We start from the raw sequence: 21,029 nt of genomic DNA, 5'->3' as shown, positions 1-21,029 counted from the left end.
TTTCACTTTTTATGACACACCAATATTTAAACTTCCTTCGCAATAAATATTGGCATTTATTAAATTTAGTATTCTATTTTTAGATGATTATTCAAACAAAAACAACCACCAAATGCAAAAAGAGCGGCCTCAGCCGCTCTTTTTTGTGTTATTTACGTTTACGCTGAATCGCGTGAATTGCTCGCCCATCTACTGCTAGCGCAGCCTCATGAACTACTTCAGAGAATGTTGGGTGACCAAATGTCATTAATTGAAGATCTTCAACGCTTGATACAAATTCAAGTGCGATCATGCCTTGGTGAACGATATCGGACGCAGCAGGTCCAATCACGTGCATACCAAGCAAACGATCCGTTTTAGCGTCAGCAACAAATTTCACGAAACCAGCATTTTCTCCAGCTGCCATCGCACGACCATTCGCTGCGAAACCAAATTGACCTGTTTTAACTTCGTGACCTTTTTCTTTAGCTTGTTCTTCTGTTAAACCAACCCACGCCGCTTCAGGGTGTGTATAAATCACAGAAATAATCGTGTCATAGTTCACTTGAGCTGCGTGACCATGAATACGTTCAACAGCCATTACGCCTTCTTCCATTGCTTTATGTGCAAGCATTGGACCACGTACTAAGTCACCAATTGCATATACACCTTCAACAGAAGTTGCACACCAATCATTTACTTCAACCAAACCACGTTCAGTAAGTTTAATGCCTGAATCTTCTGCTAATAAACCTTCTGCATACGCTTTACGACCCACGCAAACGATCAATTTGTCGAAAGTCTGAGTTTTGTCTTCGCCACCTTGAGTGTACTTAACTGTCACTTCACGACCATTGATTTCTGTACCAGCTACTTTTGCTCCAACACGAATATCAAGACCTTGCTTAGTTAATACTTTTTGGTAATCTTTTGCCAAAGCTTTATCAGCCATTGGTAAAAATGCATCCATTGCTTCAAAAACAACAACTTCTGCACCCAAACGACGCCATACTGATCCAAGTTCAAGACCAATGACACCTGCACCAATTACACCTAAACGCTTAGGTACTTCTTGGAATTCAAGCGCGCCAGTAGAATCGACGATAAGATCTTGATCTACAGGAGCAACAGGAATATTTACAGGAACAGAACCAGAGGCAAGAATGACATATTTAGGTTCTAAAATTTGAGTTTCACCTTCATGTGGAACAAACTCAACTTTTTTACCAGCTAATAATTTACCTGTACCCTGCAACCATTCAATGCCGTTACCTTTCAACAGGCCATCAATACCCATTGTAAGTTGGTTAACGATTTTATCTTTACGAGCAAGTAATTTTTGAAGATCGAATTTCACTTCGCCCGTTGTAATACCATGATCATCTAAATGATGAACAGTATCTTCATAACGATGTGAAGAATCTAAAAGTGCTTTAGATGGGATACAACCCACGTTCAAGCAAGTACCACCTAATGATGGTTTTCCTTTATGAATACGCTTTTCAATACACGCAACTTTGAAACCCAGTTGTGCTGCACGAATAGCAGCTTCATAACCACCTGGACCACCGCCGATTACTACTAAATCAAATTGTTGAGACATTCTTCTCTCCAAAAATGGGCCTAGAGGATCGCTCTAAGCCCATGGATTTATTCTTTAGAATTAAAGATCAAGGATAAGTTTAGCTGGTTCTTCTAACAATTCTTTGATTGTTACAAGGAAACCTACTGCTTCTTTACCATCAATTAAACGGTGGTCATAAGAAAGCGCTAAATACATCATTGGTAAGATTTCAACTTGACCATTTACCGCCATTGGACGCTCTTGGATTTTATGCATACCCAAAATTGCAGTTTGTGGCGTATTTAAAATTGGTGTTGAAAGCAATGAACCGAAAGTACCGCCATTAGTGATCGTGAATGTACCACCTGTCATGTCTTCAATGCCCAGCTTACCATCACGTGCTTTGAATGCGTAATCACGGATACCATTTTCAACTTCAGCATAGTTCATGCGATCAGTATCACGTAATACTGGAACTACTAAACCACGGTCAGAAGATACCGCTACACCGATGTCATAGTAACCGTGATAAACGATATCATCACCATCAATTGAAGCATTTACAGCTGGGTAGCGTTTAAGTGCTTCAGTTGCAGCTTTAACAAAGAATGACATAAAGCCTAAACGAGCACCATGACGCTTTTCAAAAGCATCTTTGTACTGAGCGCGCATGTCCATGATTGGCTTCATGTTGACTTCGTTGAACGTCGTTAACATTGCTGTTTCTTGCGTTGCAGCAAGTAAACGCTCAGCCACACGCTTACGAAGACGTGTCATAGGAACACGTTTTTCAATACGCTCACCTACAGCTACGCTTAATGGTGCAGCAGCAGGAGCAGCAGGTTTAGATTGGTGATTCGCCACATCTTCTTTAGTGATACGGCCACCACGACCTGTACCTGAAACTTCTGATGCATTAATACCAGTTTCAGTTAATGCCTTACGAACAGCTGGAGCTTGGTCTTGAACAGGAGCTTGAGCACGTTCAACAACAGGAGCAGCACCCGCTTCTGTAGCAGCAGCAGCTTGCTCAACTTTCTCTTCAGATTGAACAGCTTGAGTTTGAGAAGCACCTGAAACAGCACCTGCTTCAAATGTAGCAATTACTTCATCAGAAAGAACTGTGTCGCCTTCACCTTTGATGATATTTGCAATCGTACCATCTGCAGGAGCAACAACTTCAAGTACAACTTTATCCGTTTCGATATCACAGATCACTTCGTCACGTGATACCGCTTCACCTGGTTGTTTGTGCCAAGTTGCAATTGTTCCGTCTGCAACTGACTCTGGGAATACCGGTGCTTTAATTTCGGTTGCCATTCTTAAGATTCTCCTGATTATTCTGCTACGATCGCAAGCGCTTCGTTAACGAGTTGTGCTTGTTGTTTTGCATGTAAATATGGTGAGCCACAAGCCGGTGCAGCAGATGCTTCACGTCCTGCATAGCTGATTTGAATTTGTTGACCTGACTTCATAACACCTTCGTATAAACGTGGTGCGATGAATAACCATGCGCCTTGGTTCTTCGGTTCTTCTTGCGCCCAAACAAGCTCTTTCATATTTGGATATTGTGCAAGTACTTCCGCTAAACGTGCTTCTGGATATGGGTACAATTGTTCAACACGAACAATAGCAGTGTTGTTCAATTCATTTTCACGACGTTTTTCAAGTAAATCGTAATAAACCTTACCACCGCAAAGCACTACACGAGTCACATCCAACTTATTAATGTTATCAACTTCATCAATCACGGTTTGGAAAGTACCGTTCGCCAATTCATCAAGATTAGATACCGCTAATTTGTGACGTAATAATGACTTTGGAGACATGATAATCATTGGTTTACGAATTGGGCGAATCGCCTGACGACGTAAAGCATGGAAAATCTGTGCAGGAGTTGTAGGCGTCATCACTTGCATGTTTTCTTCAGCACATAGCTGTAAGAAACGCTCTAAACGTGCAGATGAGTGTTCTGGGCCTTGACCTTCAAAACCATGTGGAAGAAGCATCGTTAAACCACAAACGCGCTCCCACTTTGTCTCACCAGAAGCAATGAATTGGTCAATAACAACTTGAGCACAGTTCGCGAAGTCACCAAATTGTGCTTCCCAAATAATTAAGCTCTTAGGTAGAGTTGTTGCATAACCATATTCGAATGCCAATACTGCCATTTCAGACAATAATGAGTCATAAATCGCTGTACGCGGTTGATTTTCTTTAATATGGCAAAGTGGAATATACGTCGAACCGTCTACTTGGTTATGAAGCTTCGCATGACGATGCGAGAATGTACCACGACCAACATCTTCACCAGTTAAACGAACAAGATAACCCTCGTCCAATAACGAAGCATAAGCTAGAGTCTCAGCTGCACCCCAGTTCAATGGCATTTCACCAGTTTGCATTTTAAGACGATCATCGATCACCTTAGAAACTTGACGCTGCATCACGAAGCCTTCAGGAAGCTCACGCATTTTGCGACCAAGTTCTTTTAAACGCTCTTCAGGGAAAGTAGTATCCCAAACGTCAGTGTATTCGTGACCTAAGTATGGCGTCCAGTCAACGAACATTTTTTTATTCGGTTCAAGTACAAGTGCATTCGCAACATGTTTACCTGCTTCTAAATCAGCACGGTAATCTTCGATCATCTGATCTGCAGTCGCACGATCAATTACACCTTCTTGTACTAATTTGTCAGCATATAATGCACGAGTCGTCGTTTTCTTATTAATGACTTGATACATCATTGGCTGAGTTGCTGCTGGCTCATCTGCTTCATTGTGACCGCGACGACGGTAACAGAACATATCGATAACAACGTCTTTACGGAAAGTATGACGGAAATCATGCGCAAGTTGAGCAACAAACAATACAGCTTCAGGATCATCACCATTCACATGGAAGATTGGTGCCTGAATCATTTTCGCGATATCAGTACAGTATTCAGTAGAACGTGCATCACGTGGATCTGATGTTGTAAAACCAACTTGGTTATTGACAACAATATGAACTGTACCACCTACCGTATAACCACGTGTTTGTGACATTTGGAAGGTTTCTTGGTTCACACCTTGACCAGCAAATGCAGCATCACCATGTACGATTACTGGTAATACGTCATCACCACCAATGTCTTTACGACGAACTTGACGAGCACGTACTGAACCTTCAACTACAGGCCCTACGATTTCTAAGTGTGATGGGTTAAATGCCAATGCCAAATGAACTTCGCCACCTGGAGTCATTACGTTTGACGAGAAACCTTGGTGATACTTAACGTCACCAGAACCTTTCTTGTGAAGTGATTTACCTTCAAATTCACCGAAAAGATCTGCTGGGTTTTTACCCATGATATTGACAAGCAAGTTGAGACGACCACGGTGTGGCATACCGATCACAACTTCTTTACATCCCACAGAACCTGCGCGTTGAATAACAGCATCAACCATCGGAATGAAAGATTCACCGCCTTCCACACCAAAGCGCTTAGCGCCAACATACTTATTGCCTAAGTATTTCTCTAAGCCTTCAGCTGCAGTTAAACGTTCAAGAACATGTTTCTTTTGTTCTGCTGAAAAACCAAATTGACCTTTCACACCTTCAAGACGTTGTTGAATCCAACGTTTCTCTTTAGTGTCAACAATGTGCATATATTCAACACCAATAGAAGCGCAATACGTCGCCTCCATCGCATTGACCATTTCACCTAAAGTTGCTTCAGTTTTGCCAATTGCAAGATTACCTGTATTGAATACAGTATCTAAGTCAGATTTGGTTAAACCATGAGCCGCTAGATCAAGATCAGGCACTTCTTCTCGTTTTGCCAAACCTAATGGATCTAATTTTGCTTTTTGATGACCGCGGTTACGGTATGCAGCGATTAATTGTAATACGCCAATCTGACGACGCTCGTGCTCAGAACTAACTGAACTTTGAACGACAGGCTGAATACGGTTTGAGTTACGACCCAATAAAAGGAATTGCTCACGTACATTGCTGTGTGGTTGATCCCCTTTTGGGAACTTACCAAAGTATTCTTGCCAATCAGCACCGACTGATTCTGGAGCAACTAAATACTGCTCATAAAGTTCTTCAATATACGCTGCACTGTCAGCGGAAAGTTCAGTGTCAAGACGCAATGCGTCAGCAACTTCTTGCATTTGTGGACCCATTTCCTATTGCAAAACATTACAGGGAGCTTTCTAAGCTCGCCCATGATTGATAATGCCAAATCGGTAAATTGACATTCACCCATCTGGTACAAAAGACCATGGGGCGTATAGCATTAGAGAGTTTCTAATACCAATGACGAATCATAACGCCCTCATTGGCATCATCACTCATCTTTATACTCGATAAAATTACCGAGCAATTTTTGCAAATTGACTTAGAAAAAAATAAAAATATTAGTCTTTTCTAAAGCAACTTTTCAATTTGATTATCCCTGCTTTCAGCTTAACACCAAACCACCAAAATGTTGATTTAATGTACAGATTGAATAATATTCATGCTAAAAATTTTGTTCAAATCCTACCATGAACTTCACTTCAAACTGATTTTATTGACACATACCATTCATAAATTAGCTAAATACAACTATAAACCATTGAGATAATATAAGGTGCATTTAGATAAATTCTATTAAAATTCATAATTATTAGACTAAAGCCTAAAATTATAGATTTAAATACATGCAACTTGGATCATAAAACCGATATCTTAACATTTTAAAAAGATATTTGCAGATGCAAAACGTTTTCATTTATCCCTAAAGTGCATATTTTTTTATGATTGGGGCAAATCTAACCACTTCAACCAAAATATCTCGAAAACTAAATTTAACATCAAGTTTTGATTAAAAAAAAAGCACACCTAAGTGTGCTTTTTTTGGAACAGCATTATCCAGCTTGATCTAACAACATGCTACGAATGTGACCAATCGCTTTTGTTGGATTTAGACCTTTAGGGCATACTGATACACAGTTCATGATACCTTTACAACGGAATAAACTGAAAGGATCGTCTAAACGAGCCAAACGGTCTTGAGTTGCAGTATCACGCGAATCAATAATGAAACGATATGCATTCAACAATGCTGAAGGACCCAAGAATTTATCAGGGTTCCACCAGAATGATGGGCAAGACGTTGAACAACATGCACAAAGAATACATTCATACAAACCATCAAGATGCTCACGCTCTTCTGGAGATTGTAAACGCTCTTTAGGTGGTGCAGGTTGATTATTAATCAAGAACGGTTGAATTTTGTCGTACTGATCATAGAACTGATTCATGTCTACAACCAAGTCTTTGATTACTGGAAGACCTGGTAATGGACGAATAGTAATTACTTCTGGCAAATCGTTTAGGTTCCAAAGACACGCTAAACCATTTTTACCATTGATGTTTACACCATCTGAACCACAAATACCTTCACGGCATGAACGACGGAACGTTAAAGTTTCGTCTTGAACTTTCAATGCAAGTAGCGCATCAAGCAACATACGGTGCTTATCAGTCAACTCAAGCTTGAATGTTTGCATGTACGGTGCTTTATCCTTATCAGGATCGTAGCGGTAGATATTAAATGTACGAGTACCTCTACTCATCTTACTTCTCCCAATTAGAATGTACGTGGTTTAGGTGGAATAGCATCAACTGATAAAGGCTTGTAACGTACTGGCTTGTACTCAAGACGGTTATCAGCAGAGAACCATAAAGTATGCTTCATCCACTCATCATCACGACGGCCGTAAGGATATGCTGGATGATCTGGAGACTCTTCAAAATCTACAACAGTATGCGCACCACGACATTCTTTACGTGCAGCTGCAGAGATTAAGGTTGCTTTTGCAACTTCGTATAAGTTTTCCACTTCAAGTGCTTCAATACGTGCAGTATTAAATACTTTTGATTTGTCTTTTAAGTGGATATTACGGATACGAGGCTCAAGTGCAAGAATCTCTTTCACACCTTTTTCAAGAAGTTCAGTTGTACGGAATACACCTGCATGATCTTGAACGATATCGCGAATTGCATCAGCAACTTCTTGCGCATTCTCACCAGAAGTTGACTCATCTAAGCGACGGATACGCTCAACAGTTTGCTGAAGCACAGTTGTTGGAAGCGGCGCATATTCATCACCGTGATGCTTAGTCACATAGTCAATGATATGTTCGCCAGCAGCTTTACCAAATACAACTAAGTCAAGCAATGAATTTGTACCTAAACGGTTAGCACCGTGTACAGACACACATGAACATTCGCCAATCGCATAGAAACCTTTCACTGGTTTAGTGAAATTGCGATCCGCAGCGTTGGTAGAATAAGTATCGCTGTCTTTGTCGTAATGTGCTTCTAGCGGAGTAGTTTCACGCGATTCAGGAACAACAACTTGACCATGAATGTTAGTTGGAATACCACCCATTTGGTAATGGATTGTTGGCACAACAGGAATTGGCTCTTTTGTGATGTCAACGTTCGCGAACTTCTTACCAATCTCAAATACAGATGGAAGACGTTTCATGATCGTATCAGCACCCAAGTGCGTCATATCAAGAAGGATATAATCACCTTTAGGACCACAACCACGGCCTTCTTTGATCTCTTGGTCCATAGAGCGTGATACGAAGTCACGTGGTGCTAAGTCTTTCAAAGTTGGAGCATAACGCTCCATGAACGGTTCGCCGTCTTTGTTACGAAGGATTGCACCTTCACCACGACAACCTTCAGTTAACAATACGCCTGCGCCTGCAACACCCGTTGGGTGGAATTGCCAGAATTCCATATCTTGTAATGGAATACCTGCACGAGCAGCCATACCAAGACCGTCACCAGTGTTGATATATGCGTTTGTAGATGCGCGGTAAACACGACCAGCACCACCCGTTGCGAACAATGTTGCTTTCGCTTGGAATACTGCAATTTTACCTGTTTCTTGGTCAATTGCTGTAACACCAAGTACATCACCTGCTTCATTACGGATCAAATCAAGCGCGATCCATTCTACGAAGAATTGTGTACCCATTTTCACGTTGCTTTGATAAAGCGTGTGAAGAAGTGCGTGACCTGTACGATCGGCAGCAGCACAAGCACGAGGAACAGCTTTTTCACCGTAGTTCGCAGAGTGACCACCAAATGGACGTTGGTAAATTGTGCCGTCAGCGTTACGGTCAAATGGCATACCTAGATGTTCAAGTTCATATACAACTTGTGGCGCCTCACGAGTCATAAACTCAATTGCGTCTTGGTCACCTAACCAGTCAGAACCTTTTACTGTGTCATAGAAATGGTAGTGCCAGTTATCTTCTTGCATGTTACCAAGAGAAGCACCTATACCACCCTGTGCAGCCACAGTGTGAGAACGCGTTGGGAATACTTTAGTCAATACCGCAACTTTCAAACCAGCTTGAGCAAGTTGGTAAGAAGCACGCATACCAGAACCACCACCACCAACGATGACAGCATCGAAAGTTTCGTGTGGAATATTTGTATAATCTTCTTTAGGGTTTATAGCGCCCATGATTGTTTCCTATCAATTCGCCCAAAAAATCTGGATTGCCCAGATCGCATATGCAAATACAGCAATAATTACTGCTGAAGTCAGTACTAGGCGTAAACCTGATGCTGATGGACCCATTTGACGAGTCGTCACATAGTCAGTGAATACTTGCCACATACCAATCCATGCGTGTGCAACAAGAGATAAGACTGCCAATAAAGATAAAATCTTCATTGGTAATGTCATCATAAAGCCGTACCACTGTTCGAAGTTGAAACCACCATTACAAAGGATCCAACCAAACACCACAACAGTATAAACAGCTAAAACTACAGCACTTACACGCTGGATAAACCAATCGCGAGAACCTGAACCCGTTAAACCAGTAGCACTTTTCATTAGAGTACGATCCATACAAATGATGCAACGATACCAATTGCAGATAAAATTAATGCGATTGTTGCTGCTAGACGACCACTTTGTAACTCTTCAGCGATACCCATATCAGCAAGCAAATGCTTGATACCTGCGATGAAGTGGTAGATTAAGCCAGCGACAAATACCCATACGATGAAGCGCACGATAAAACTATCAAAAATAGCTTGAACTTGTGCAAAGCCCTCAGGAGAAGACAATGATTTGTCTAAGATCCATAAAAGAACTGGTACGAGTAAAAATACGATGACACCTGAAAGACGGTGTAAAATAGATGCAATAGCCACAGGGGATTTTAAGTTTACGTCTAAAACTTGACCCATGGACAAATTGACAGGTCTGTTGCTTTTCACAGCGGGCATCCTGTAGTTAAAAACTCCATCCGGAGTTTGTTGGAATTAATTCGAAGGAAAGCTGGCATTTGTTAGACAAATAAATTATCTAAACCTTTATACGACACGGAATTATAAAACGTGCAATTTCAAATTACAAACCTACGAAGCAGGCGTCAACCATAAAATATTTTTAAATAAGAATCATTTACATCTACTTTCTTACAGTTAAGTCATCTCTCTATTTAAATACAAACACTAAGCCATTAATATTTATATCAATTTATTTTAATTTAGTGTTACTGAACTCAAATGTTCGATTTGTCTTAATTAGACTAAAGCACAACTCACTACAAAAATATATTTTTTTAAGAAATATAATATTCATTTTATTTTTCAAAAACTTAAAGAAAATTAATTCTCAAATAATTTGTACTTTTAAAACTAATTAGAAAAATGAATATTGCTCACATGGTCATTGTTTTTTTATCTAATTGAATTGAGTAATTTCAAATGTAAAAAAGGATAAAAATCATATGCACCTATAAATTAATTACAAAATAAACTTCATTTTCTAATGTTGAGCTCTCCACTTAAAATGTAATGAAACATTATAAATTAGACACTTTTTAATCAATTAGTAAATAAAGTGAAAAAAAATATTTCATTGTCATTTTTGGTGTATTTATTCAGTCTATCATCTTAAAAAAACTGACAAATTCTATAAACAATCGCTTTTCACAACCTTTAACATATTGATAAAAGGTATTAATAATCAAGCATTACTTGGTTTAAATCATCAAAATATGCACGTTTTTGTCTTTTTTTTTATGCCACTACCGTTGAAATTGTCTTATTATACGGCGGCGCTAGTGAAAAGCAGATAAATTCCTACTGATTAACTGAGTTTAGAACCAGTCACTTTAGGTCGTCATTTTTATCCATAAGTATAATTGACAATTTTTGACTACTCACTAAGCTTAGAGCAAATTTTGAAACCGTCTAACTCACGGATTACAACAGATTATTTCGGGTTAGATAAAACATTCACCAGGACAGGAGATCTATTGAATGTCTGAAGCAACTGGCAAAAAAGCCGTATTACAGCTTGATGGCAAAGAAATTGAATTACCAATTTACAGCGGCACATTGGGCCCAGATGTAATCGACGTTAAAGATGTATTGGCCGCAGGTCACTTCACTTTTGATCCTGGTTTTATGGCTACAGCGTCTTGCGAGTCTAAAATCACATTTATCGATGGTAATAAAGGTGTTCTATTACACCGTGGTTATCCAATCGACCAACTAGCTACTAAAGCTGATTATTTAGAAACTTGCTACTTATTATTAAATGGTGAGCTTCCTACACCTGAGCAAAAAGAAGAGTTTGACGCTAAAGTTCGTAACCACACCATGGTTCACGATCAAGTTAGCCGCTTCTATAACGGTTTCCGCCGTGATGCACACCCTATGGCGATTATGGTTGGTGTTGTTGGTGCGTTATCAGCGTTCTATCACAACAACCTTGATATCGAAAATGTTGATCACCGTGAAATTACTGCGATCCGTTTGATTGCTAAAATTCCTACCCTTGCTGCGTGGAGCTACAAGTATACTGTTGGTCAACCATTCGTTTACCCACGTAATGACTTAAGCTATGCAGAAAACTTCTTGTACATGATGTTTGCTACTCCAGCAGATCGTGATTACAAAGTTAACCCTATTCTTGCAAAAGCAATGGATCGTATCTTCACGCTTCATGCTGACCATGAACAAAATGCTTCTACGTCTACAGTACGTTTAGCTGGTTCTACTGGTGCTAACCCGTATGCATGTATCGCTGCTGGTATCTCTGCACTTTGGGGCCCTGCTCACGGTGGTGCAAACGAAGCTGTTCTTAAGATGCTTGATGAAATCGGCTCTGTAGAAAACGTTGCTGGCTTCATGGAAAAAGTGAAGACTAAAGAAGTTAAACTTATGGGCTTCGGTCACCGTGTTTATAAAAACTTCGATCCACGTGCTAAAGTAATGAAAGAAACTTGTGATGAAGTTCTTGGTGCTTTAGGTATCAATGATCCACAGTTAGCTTTAGCAATGGAATTGGAGCGTATCGCACTTTCTGATGAATACTTCATCAAGCGTAACCTTTATCCAAACGTTGACTTCTATTCAGGTATCATCCTTAAAGCGATTGGTATCCCAACAGAAATGTTCACTGTAATCTTCGCACTTGCACGTACTGTTGGTTGGATCAGCCACTGGTTAGAAATGCACAGCGGCCCATACAAGATTGGACGTCCTCGTCAACTTTACACTGGCGAAGTTCAACGCGATATCGTTCGTTAATTCGAACTGCGTCGACAGTCAAAAAACCACCCTTTGGGTGGTTTTTTATTATCTGATTAACAACAAAATATTGTTTTCAGCCCTGATGAAATAGAAACCTCGTATATCTAGAATATCTACAAACAAAAAAAAGCCTGATTAAATCAGGCTTTTTTGATCAGTGTTGTGAATAATGATCCAAATTTAATGAGCTTAACTGCTGTTTTAATTTTGCAAGAGACCATGGCCATGCTGCAAAGTTACGACCATTTTCATCCAAATAGTAACTCTTACAGCCCCCTGCATTAAATACAGTGGTTTTAAGATGCTTTTGAACCAATTGATTATGTCGCTTAACAACGTCGTCTTTAATCACAAGCTTGTTAATATTTTGCTTTTTGATCTTTAGTAGGCCATCAAGAATATAATCTAATTGAGCTTCAGCAATACCAATAAATGAGTCATAAACCAGAATATTTGGTCCTAGCACCAAAAATGCATTTGGTACATTGGTAATACTTGCACCTAAATAAGCTTCTGGTGAACTATTTTTCCAGCGATCTGCTAAGAGCTTCCCATCCATATCGTAAATGCGTTTACCAATTGGCGGATGCGATACCTCAAAACCCGTACCCCAAATGATGACATCTACTTCATGACGCTCACCATTGGCCGCAACGACCGTATTCCCATCAATCTCAACCAACCCCTCATTGATTAGTTTCACATTATCTTGTTGCAATGCTGGATAGTAATTGTTGGCAAATAAAAGACGTTTACAGCCAATATCAAAATTTGGTGTGACTTTTTTTCTTAATTCATCATCTTGAATTTGCAACTTCAATAATTGTTTGCTTAAGAAATTCACAGGCTTCAGCACTTTCGGATTACGCAAACCAAAGTTAATGCCATTTAAAATTTGGGCAATACTGCTCCGCCAAGTGGATTGAATAACGGGAAATTTCTGGATCAGTGATTTCGTTTGATCATTCAAATTCATATCAGCTTTTGGCAACACCCAAGGTGCTGTACGCTGAAACACAAAGAGTTCTTTCGCTAATGGCTGAACCTGAGGAATAAATTGAATCGCTGAAGCACCTGTACCAATAACAGCAATACGTTTACCTTTCAGATCGTACTCATGATTCCATCTTGCAGAGTGAAACATTTCCCCCTTGAAACTTTCTATGCCCTTAATTTTTGGAAATGATGGCTCAGTAATCGGTCCCGTTGTAAAGATTACCGTTTTTGCTAGATACTTTCCTTGAGAAGTTTCTAACGACCACTGCGCCTTCTCGTTATCCCAACGTGCTGTTTTTAATTCATGATTAAATTGGATTTTTTCAGTCAGTTGATGCTTCTCAACCACTTCCTCAAGATAACTTAAGATTTCTGGCTGCTTGGCAAACAAATGACTCCATTTGTGACTTGGCGAAAAGGAAAAAGAATATAAGGCTGAAGGAACATCACATCCACATCCTGGATAATTATTATCGCGCCATGTACCACCAACTCGGTTCGCTTTTTCCAGCACAATGTAGTCGCGATATCCTGCCTGATTCATTTTATATGCCGCAGCGATACCGGAAATACCTGCACCAACAACAATCGTGTCATACACCTTCTGTAATTGTTCGACTTTAAGTTCTTTATCTGCCTTATTTTTTTTCTTTACTTTTACTTCTGCTTTTTCAGATTGATCAGCAGTTTGAATTTTTAAATCTGCATTGCTCTCTAATTCGTTATCGAGTGTCATTCTTTTATCTCTCTATTATTTTACAAAACGCTTAAACCATGGATAACCTACACCTAACATTTTGGTATATAAGGTCGGTGAAGCACGCTTCATCAACCAAAATAATTTCGCGTCTGGTTGTGGAATCGTATAAAGAATGCCTTTATCTAAATTGTTTAAGGTTTTTTGTGCAACTTGATCGCTTGTGACAAATGCATGATTCTGCAATAAATCATCCGCTAAACCCGAGTAATTGGAAGGTAATCGCCCATTCTTCATAATATTAGTAGGTACTAAAGTTGGGCAAAGCACATTCACACGGATATTATCTTGATGTAGTTCTGCAGATAACGTTTCAGATAATGCAAGTACACTAGATTTCGTCACGTTATAAGCTGTCATTTCAGGTGCAGCTGTAAATCCTGCTGCTGAAGCAACATTAATAATTGCCCCATAACCTTGTTGTTTAAACTTCGGTACAAAAAAGTGGCAACCATGAATCACGCCCCATAAGTTGACATGCATACACCATTGCCAATCTTCTAGTGTTATCTCATCAAACTTACCACCTAACCCCACGCCAGCATTATTAATAACAAGTGTCACAGGATGATTAAAAAGGTTTTCTGCTTGATTCGCCAATCGCTCAACATCTTCCTTTTTTCCCACATCGCAGGATTCAGCAAATGCTTTTTGCCCTGTGGTCTGAGAAATCAGCTGAACAGTTTCTTCAGCTGCAGCTAAATTAATATCAGCACACACCACTTGACCACCACGTTTTGCAATTTCCAATGCAAAACTGCGTCCAATACCACTTCCAGCACCCGTTACCACAGCATAAGCCTGATGGCTCGGTTTAATTTTCTTCTTAAAAAAAAGCATGAACTATCCTTATTCTTATACCTTTAAATCAGGCATGAATTCCTTCGTAAAGTATGGTGTTAAAATACCATCCACTGGATTTAATAAACGTTCTTTGTAGTACTCTAAAAACGCTGATGTATCATGATCATTCGGATGGAAGTCTGGTTTGAGATATTCGAAAATATGTTTGATCGAACTGCCATAAACACCATCTTTTAGACCAAAAATCAAACCTACACTTCGGTACATATCTTTGTAGTAACTTAAACTGATTAGATTTGATGGCTTACGATAAAATGGCACAATTAAGGATGCAGCAGAAATCAGCACTAAAATCGTAATAAGCGCTGGGAAAAAGCCTGCTATCCTTAAAGCATAGTTACTCGAAAGAAGTTGGAACACATCATATGCAATATCTTTATGCTCTGATTCCTCAAGCATATGCCACATCCAAATTGCGCGTTGTTTCTCATCTTGAGATTCGAAGAAAATATGCTCATGATTCATCATGTATTCAGCAAGCACTGCGGTAAAATGCTCAATCCCAGCCATAAGCGATAATTTCATTGGCTGAGGCAACCGATTAAAACCATATTCAAAAACGTGATGCGCCAGAAATCTAAACAATTTGACAGGCAAATCTGCCTTTAAAAAAGCGTCATTTAATTCTTCATGAAGTTTAGAATGTAAAGCCTCTTGCCCAATCAGCGCTGTCACTCTTTGCTTGAGTAATGGATCTTGAATAAAGTCACGATGATAACGTGCCGTATCAATAACGAGATCCTCACCATAGATTAAAAAAATTGAAAGTGAGGCAAAGTAAGCACTTGCTAATTCCGCATTCAAATAAAATTTTGGATCAATCTTTTGATGATCAAAATCAAATTTCATATGACGAATTGGAATAGCTTTTGATTGATTCTCAGGATCAAATTTAGAACCGTTTAGAAATTTAGAAATTTTTTTTAGTGGCTGAGTTAATAACATGGCGAACCTTCTCTTTTATCTCAGTGAATAAATTCAAATAATGTGAATTCTTCGACGTTTCTAAAAAATTAAGATAAAAAGACGAAATAGCCATTTGCATAATAAATCTTTAGAGATGGCATAATTGCTCATTCATCAAGATTGTCTAACAAAATTATTAAGTTTTAATCAGTAAATACCATTTCATTATCATTAAAGGTCAACACCATTTTTAACAAGTAATGATTCCAAATAGTGATATTTTGAATGTCACATAAACTTTAAGTAGATTAAGAAATAAGTATGATGTTGTGGATGCCACTTATTTTAAAATGGATAAAATTTGACGCTTTTAGATGTAGATCACTCACCCAAGGTGAAATCACGTTGAGCCAAAGTGTCTTTGGTGATCTTATAGATTATGACAGTGTGAAAATCATGAATCATCCGTTTCTACCGTGGCAACCCTCAGCGGTATTTATGGCACCAAAGGGCTATTTGCATATTCGTAACAAACATTTCAAAACTGACTATTCGAAAGAAAATAAAATCTATCAAGGAATTTTCATTCACGAGATGACTCATATTTTACAACACCAACAAGGACAAAATGTTTTGCTCAAAGGCGCTTTTCTGCAAAGTGCGTATTTTATTTCCTTCAAAAAGTATAATCCTTATGCCTATAAATTTGACCCTAAAAAAAATTTCAATGAATACAACATTGAACAACAAGGCGAAATAGCTAGATATATATTTTTGAAAAAGATTCCGAATATTATTTTGAATCAATAAAAACTGTAAAATTAAAAGAATATTTTTTATTCAAGCTATTGATTTGTGAATCAGAAACACCATATCAGCTTTGACATCTGATTTACTGTGTCGCAAATCCATTACGATTTAATTTTTTATGTACAAACAATGGCAAAAGCTAGTATCTACTTTTATTTTAGATAGAATACATATGAATCGTAGTTTTTGCTGTGCAAGAAATAAGATCTTTTATCATGTTTTAATGATGTAAATTTGAGCCATTTGGCAGTTATGTAATATCACATACACACAGCTGAATAATTACTCCAATAAAATCAGCACGTGCTGTATATAAACCTATAGGATAGGACTTGGTTTAAATGAATAGTTTTAAAGTTTCTCTTGCTCAATTCTCTCCATTTGTCGGCAATTTAGAAGCCAATGTTCATCGAATGATTGGACTCGCTAACGAAGCCAAACAGCAAAATGCCAATATCATTGTGTTTCCTGAACTTTCGACCATTGGTTATCCTGCAGAGGATCTCCTACTTCGTCCAAGCCTAAGCAAACGTACAGCATCAGCTTTCGAAAAACTGGCTGAAGTGAAAGACATTGTGATGGTATTTGGTTTTGTTAATCAAGCTGATTCGGGTGCACGCTATAACTCTGCAGCCGTTATGAAAGATGGGCAAGTATTAGGTATTTATAACAAGCAAAATTTACCAAATTATAGTGTTTTTGATGAAAAGAGATATTTCGCTGAGGGTCATCAACACCTTGTATTTGAGTATTTAGGACATAAATTCGGTGTATTAATTTGCGAAGATGTCTGGACACTTGAGAGTGTTCAACAACTTGCCAAACTGAATGTTGAAACTGTTCTTGTGTTAAATGCCTCACCATACGAAGTTGGAAAGCCTCAACACCGTGTTGTTACGCTTAAAGAGTTAGCTAAACAATTGAATCTCAATCTTGTTTATGTCAACCAAGTAGGCGGGCAAGATGATCTCATTTTCGACGGAACAAGTTTCGTTGTGAATGCAAATGGTGAAGTTGTACTTGAAGCACCAAGCTTTAAAGAAGACCTTTTTCATGTTGAATATGAAGCAGAGCTTAAATCTTTTAAAGCCGCTACCAAAGCACCTGCATTAGATACGATTGCAGAAATTTACCAAGCTTTGGTTTTGGCAACACGAGATTATGTACAACGCTCAGGTTTCCCTGGTGTCATTCTTGGTCTCTCTGGTGGTATCGACTCAGCACTCACCCTTGCAATCGCTGTCGATGCTATTGGAGCAGATAAAGTTCAAGCTGTTATGATGCCTTACACATATACCTCTCAAATCAGTGTTGAAGACGCGACTGAGCAGGCAAAACGTATGGGAGTCACTTTTGGTATTGCGGAAATTCACCCAATCGTCAACAGCTTTATGCAGACATTACACCCATTCTTCGGCAATTCTCCTGCTGATGCAACTGAGGAAAATTTACAAGCTCGCGCACGCGGCACCTTATTAATGGGTCTGTCGAATAAATTTGGTAATCTTGTTTTATCTACAGGTAACAAATCTGAATTATCTGTTGGTTACTGCACACTGTACGGTGATATGGTCGGTGGTTTTGCTGTACTTAAAGATGTTTATAAAACGATTGTATTTGAGTTAGCGAAATACCGTAATAGTTTGGAAGATACGCCTGTAATCCCTGAACGTGTGATTACTCGCCCACCTTCTGCTGAATTACGACCTGATCAAAAAGATCAAGACTCTTTACCACCTTACGATGTTCTTGATGCAATTTTATATGCATATATTGAAGAAGATCAGAGTCTGGAAGATATTATTTCTAAAGGTTTTGATCGAGATATCGTGACTAAAGTCATTGGATTGGTTGATCGCAACGAATATAAGCGCCGTCAGGGTGCAATTGGTCCACGTATATCCTCTCGTGCATTTAGCCGTGAACGCCGCTATCCAATCGTAAATGGATGGAAAGCAGGTGTCTAACTCGACACAACTCAATCAATTTGCTCAAGCACTTATGCTTGAGCAAATCCGGTTTACGCAACAGTATTTATTAAATGCTGAATCTAATGCTGTACTAGACACGTTTGTTTCACAGGCTTATGCTCAATTTAATCGAATCAAACTAAAAGACATTGTAAATCTTGAACAACTTCATGCTGTTGTTTCAAAATATGCTTTTGAATTAAATCTTGGACCTGATTTACTAGAGTTTATTGGCGCAGTTGCACAACGTATTTACCTTCATTTAAAGGATTCAAATGCTTTAATCGGAGATTTAATTTCTGACCATGATTTTGGGCTATGGCTAAATAAAATTCTTGAATTAGATCAAGTACGTTATGGTTTAAAACAACAAATTTTAAGTCATGAGAAGGCACATGCAGTAAGTCTTCAATTAGCAAATCAAATTTTAGAAAAATATACACCTTGGCTGGATAGGCTTCGAAAAAATAAAGTTCAAAATAATACGGTCAAATCAAAGATTTTTAATTTTCTCCAAGATCAGCAACACACATTAGAGTTAAAACTAGAATCCCAACTTGCAAATGCAATATTGGTTCAATTAGGCGAAATTATCACACTTCCTCAAAATGAACTTTATGAAATCATTCAACATATTTGGTCAGATCTCCAATTTCAAAAAATTTCAGCCCAGCTTGAGCAGATTGAAGCCATTGATGTCGAAGATTTTTTTATTCTGGTCTATGAAGCCTGGAGAAATTTACGCCAATCCTCTGAGATTCAATCCATCATTTTAGAAGTGGTTGATGAGTTCTATGAATATTTTGGTGATTACAGTTTACAAGCTTTACTCACTGCTGTTGGACTAACTCAAGAAGATTTAGTGATCGAAGCCCATCGTTTTGCACCTCAGCTTATCAGCATGTTAAATGATTTTGGCGTTCTAGAACAATTAATTCAAAGTTTGATTCAGCCTTTTTATCAAGCACAATCTACACTTGATCTTATCTCAGAATATTTTGAGAAATAAAAAAAGACCATGCGGTGAGCATGGTCTATAAAAATGGTGGCTATGACGGGACTTGAACCTGTGACCCCCGCATTATGAGTGCGGTGCTCTAACCAACTGAGCTACATAGCCGTAAACTGTGTACGCATTATCTTAAGTTATCGTTGTATCGTCAAGCATACGAAAGCACTAATGATCACCCTTTATACAAATAAACCTTATTTGAACAAAATTAATCCATAATTATATGATTTTATTGTAATAGTAAGGTTTCAATGACATCAAAATCATGCTCAATCCTCAATATTTCATTCTCATATGCTGTTTAAGCCTTGTGAGCGGATGCCAAACGATTCATCCCATATTTGTGAATTATCACGGTGTACGCATGGATGTCACTCAATGGATCAATGCTCAAAATTTTATAACCATGCAACAAAAACGAACTCTAGTTCAATTGAGCCGTGCTCAACAAAAGCTCGTGCATATTGATGTTATTCCTGAAGATCATAAACTTGCCGTGAGTAAAGAGAATGCGGTCGCTCTACATTGTGCACATCTTTATTTAACTGAGAAAAAAATTGATAGCTTGCAAAATATTGTGTTTTCAAATGTAAATCAGGCAGCTGTATTAGCACAATTTGAACAAGAGTTTCCAAAAATTAAGCTAGATCCTCAGCTTATTCAGTGCCAATGAAAACTCAAGATTCCACACATAAAAAAAGACCACACTAGTGAGTGTGGTCTATAAAAATGGTGGCTATGACGGGACTTGAACCTGTGACCCCCGCATTATGAGTGCGGTGCTCTAACCAACTGAGCTACATAGCCGTAAACTGTGCGCGCATTATCTACTTGATTGATGTATCCGTCAAGTAATATCGACACTGTTTGATCAAAATTTGTTGAAGTGAGCCGATAAGCCGGGTTCTGTCTAGAACGATCATTCCTCTAGGCATACAATCACTCATATGCTCAAGCGACCTACCCGAATCCAGTATGGGCCATACCTTAAGGATTCCTATTTGGTCTTGCTTCAGGTGGGGTTTACCATGCCATGAACTGTTACCAGTCATGCGGTGCGCTCTTACCGCACCCTTTCACCCTTACCATTTTCTAGGCTAAACCGAAGTTCAGTTGCAAAATGGCGGTCTACTCTCTGCTGCACTTTCCGTAGGCTTACGCCTCCCAGGGGTTACCTGGCACCTTGCCCGATGAAGCCCGGACTTTCCTCCCCTGCTTTAGTCACAAAGACCTTCACAGCAGCGATCGTCTGGCTCACTTCAAGTGGCGCATCTTAACAAACTTTGAGATCAATTGCTCGTGCTTTTTTGAGCAATTAGTTTTTTATACTTTTCCAGCAATTCAACCTCAGATTCCACATGATTAGGATCTTTAGGAATACAGTCTACTGGGCAGAATAATGAACACTGGGGTTGGTCATGATGACCAACACATTCAGTACATAGGTTCGGATCAATTTCATAGATCAGTTCACCCATATAAATCGCTTCATTTGGGCATACAGGCTCACAAACGTCACAATTGATGCACTCATCCGTAATAATTAAAGACACT

Annotated in this window: 16 protein-coding genes, 2 tRNA genes and 1 other RNA gene; 5 read left to right on the top strand and 14 right to left on the bottom strand. The window is 38.9% G+C overall.

Annotated features, from left to right (window positions below; all coding sequences use genetic code 11):
• Positions 1–148: 148 nt before the first annotated feature.
• The 7 genes from lpdA to sdhC all read right to left on the bottom strand — a co-directional run bounded on the left by lpdA (position 149) and on the right by sdhC (position 9,841).
• The gene (gene lpdA / locus AC1M9K_RS07550; RefSeq protein WP_035268502.1) at positions 149–1,582 is read right to left on the bottom strand and encodes a dihydrolipoyl dehydrogenase; all 1,434 of its coding nucleotides are present in this window, start codon (positions 1,580–1,582) and stop codon (positions 149–151) included.
• Between the two features lie 60 nt (positions 1,583–1,642).
• Complete coding sequence (odhB, locus tag AC1M9K_RS07545) at positions 1,643–2,863, bottom strand: 2-oxoglutarate dehydrogenase complex dihydrolipoyllysine-residue succinyltransferase (RefSeq protein WP_035268505.1); 1,221 nt, start codon at positions 2,861–2,863, stop codon at positions 1,643–1,645.
• Positions 2,864–2,880: 17 nt separating this feature from the next.
• The gene (locus AC1M9K_RS07540; RefSeq protein ID WP_035268518.1) at positions 2,881–5,703 is read right to left on the bottom strand and encodes a 2-oxoglutarate dehydrogenase E1 component; all 2,823 of its coding nucleotides are present in this window, start codon (positions 5,701–5,703) and stop codon (positions 2,881–2,883) included.
• A gap of 738 nt (positions 5,704–6,441) precedes the next feature.
• A complete protein-coding gene (locus AC1M9K_RS07535; RefSeq protein WP_035268507.1) occupies positions 6,442–7,152 on the bottom strand; it encodes a succinate dehydrogenase iron-sulfur subunit in 711 nt (236 codons plus the stop codon).
• A gap of 14 nt (positions 7,153–7,166) precedes the next feature.
• The gene (gene sdhA, locus AC1M9K_RS07530; protein ID WP_035268510.1) at positions 7,167–9,065 is read right to left on the bottom strand and encodes a succinate dehydrogenase flavoprotein subunit; all 1,899 of its coding nucleotides are present in this window, start codon (positions 9,063–9,065) and stop codon (positions 7,167–7,169) included.
• Positions 9,066–9,077: 12 nt separating this feature from the next.
• On the bottom strand, positions 9,078–9,443 hold the full coding sequence (gene sdhD / locus AC1M9K_RS07525) for a succinate dehydrogenase, hydrophobic membrane anchor protein (RefSeq protein ID WP_035268511.1): 366 nt from the start codon (positions 9,441–9,443) through the stop codon (positions 9,078–9,080).
• Positions 9,443–9,841, bottom strand: coding sequence for a succinate dehydrogenase, cytochrome b556 subunit (gene sdhC / locus AC1M9K_RS07520; RefSeq protein WP_035268514.1), 399 nt, complete (start codon positions 9,839–9,841; stop codon positions 9,443–9,445). Before sdhC ends, sdhD begins: the two co-directional genes overlap by 1 nt.
• Positions 9,842–10,882: 1,041 nt before the next feature.
• Here sdhC and gltA point away from each other — a divergent pair.
• Positions 10,883–12,157: a citrate synthase gene (gltA, locus tag AC1M9K_RS07515; protein WP_481588921.1), complete on the top strand. Its 1,275-nt coding sequence runs from the start codon at positions 10,883–10,885 to the stop codon at positions 12,155–12,157.
• Between the two features lie 157 nt (positions 12,158–12,314).
• Here gltA and AC1M9K_RS07510 read toward each other — a convergent pair whose 3' ends face one another.
• The 3 genes from AC1M9K_RS07510 to AC1M9K_RS07500 are packed head-to-tail and all read right to left on the bottom strand — an operon-like array spanning position 12,315 to position 15,722.
• Complete coding sequence (locus AC1M9K_RS07510; RefSeq protein ID WP_481588920.1) at positions 12,315–13,892, bottom strand: flavin-containing monooxygenase; 1,578 nt, start codon at positions 13,890–13,892, stop codon at positions 12,315–12,317.
• A 15-nt stretch (positions 13,893–13,907) separates the two neighbouring features.
• Positions 13,908–14,753 (bottom strand): SDR family NAD(P)-dependent oxidoreductase, encoded by an 846-nt coding sequence (locus AC1M9K_RS07505; RefSeq protein ID WP_035269936.1) that lies wholly within the window; start codon positions 14,751–14,753, stop codon positions 13,908–13,910.
• A 15-nt stretch (positions 14,754–14,768) separates the two neighbouring features.
• Complete coding sequence (locus AC1M9K_RS07500; RefSeq protein ID WP_481588919.1) at positions 14,769–15,722, bottom strand: metal-dependent hydrolase; 954 nt, start codon at positions 15,720–15,722, stop codon at positions 14,769–14,771.
• 282 nt (positions 15,723–16,004) lie between these two features.
• Here AC1M9K_RS07500 and AC1M9K_RS07495 point away from each other — a divergent pair, with 282 nt between their 5' ends.
• The 3 genes from AC1M9K_RS07495 (at position 16,005) to AC1M9K_RS07485 (ending at position 19,472) form a co-directional block, all read left to right on the top strand.
• Positions 16,005–16,493, top strand: a complete 489-nt coding sequence (locus AC1M9K_RS07495; RefSeq protein WP_481588918.1) for a hypothetical protein — start codon at positions 16,005–16,007, stop codon at positions 16,491–16,493.
• A gap of 341 nt (positions 16,494–16,834) precedes the next feature.
• Entirely contained in the window at positions 16,835–18,460 is a 1,626-nt protein-coding gene (locus AC1M9K_RS07490; RefSeq protein WP_481588917.1) for an NAD+ synthase, read from the top strand.
• The gene (locus tag AC1M9K_RS07485; protein WP_481588916.1) at positions 18,453–19,472 is read left to right on the top strand and encodes a hypothetical protein; all 1,020 of its coding nucleotides are present in this window, start codon (positions 18,453–18,455) and stop codon (positions 19,470–19,472) included. Before AC1M9K_RS07490 ends, AC1M9K_RS07485 begins: the two co-directional genes overlap by 8 nt.
• 34 nt (positions 19,473–19,506) lie before the next feature.
• Here the strand turns inward: AC1M9K_RS07485 and AC1M9K_RS07480 are convergent.
• Positions 19,507–19,583, bottom strand: a tRNA-Met gene (locus tag AC1M9K_RS07480).
• A 202-nt stretch (positions 19,584–19,785) separates the two neighbouring features.
• Here AC1M9K_RS07480 and AC1M9K_RS07475 point away from each other — a divergent pair.
• Positions 19,786–20,148: a hypothetical protein gene (locus AC1M9K_RS07475; protein WP_481588915.1), complete on the top strand. Its 363-nt coding sequence runs from the start codon at positions 19,786–19,788 to the stop codon at positions 20,146–20,148.
• A 57-nt stretch (positions 20,149–20,205) separates the two neighbouring features.
• On the opposite strand, the gene AC1M9K_RS07470 is transcribed toward AC1M9K_RS07475, so the two are convergent.
• From AC1M9K_RS07470 to AC1M9K_RS07460, 3 genes are all read right to left on the bottom strand, one after another.
• Positions 20,206–20,282: transfer RNA gene (locus AC1M9K_RS07470), tRNA-Met, on the bottom strand.
• Between the two features lie 72 nt (positions 20,283–20,354).
• Positions 20,355–20,736: RNase P RNA component class A (rnpB, locus tag AC1M9K_RS07465), an RNA gene on the bottom strand.
• A gap of 28 nt (positions 20,737–20,764) precedes the next feature.
• Entirely contained in the window at positions 20,765–21,028 is a 264-nt protein-coding gene (locus tag AC1M9K_RS07460; protein ID WP_092766836.1) for a YfhL family 4Fe-4S dicluster ferredoxin, read from the bottom strand.
• Position 21,029: the final 1 nt, after the last annotated feature.

Source organism: Acinetobacter sp. 24-47-67 (assembly GCF_056779735.1).
Note: the sequence above shows the minus strand (reverse complement) of the source record. Positions and strands in the feature narration are given on the sequence as shown.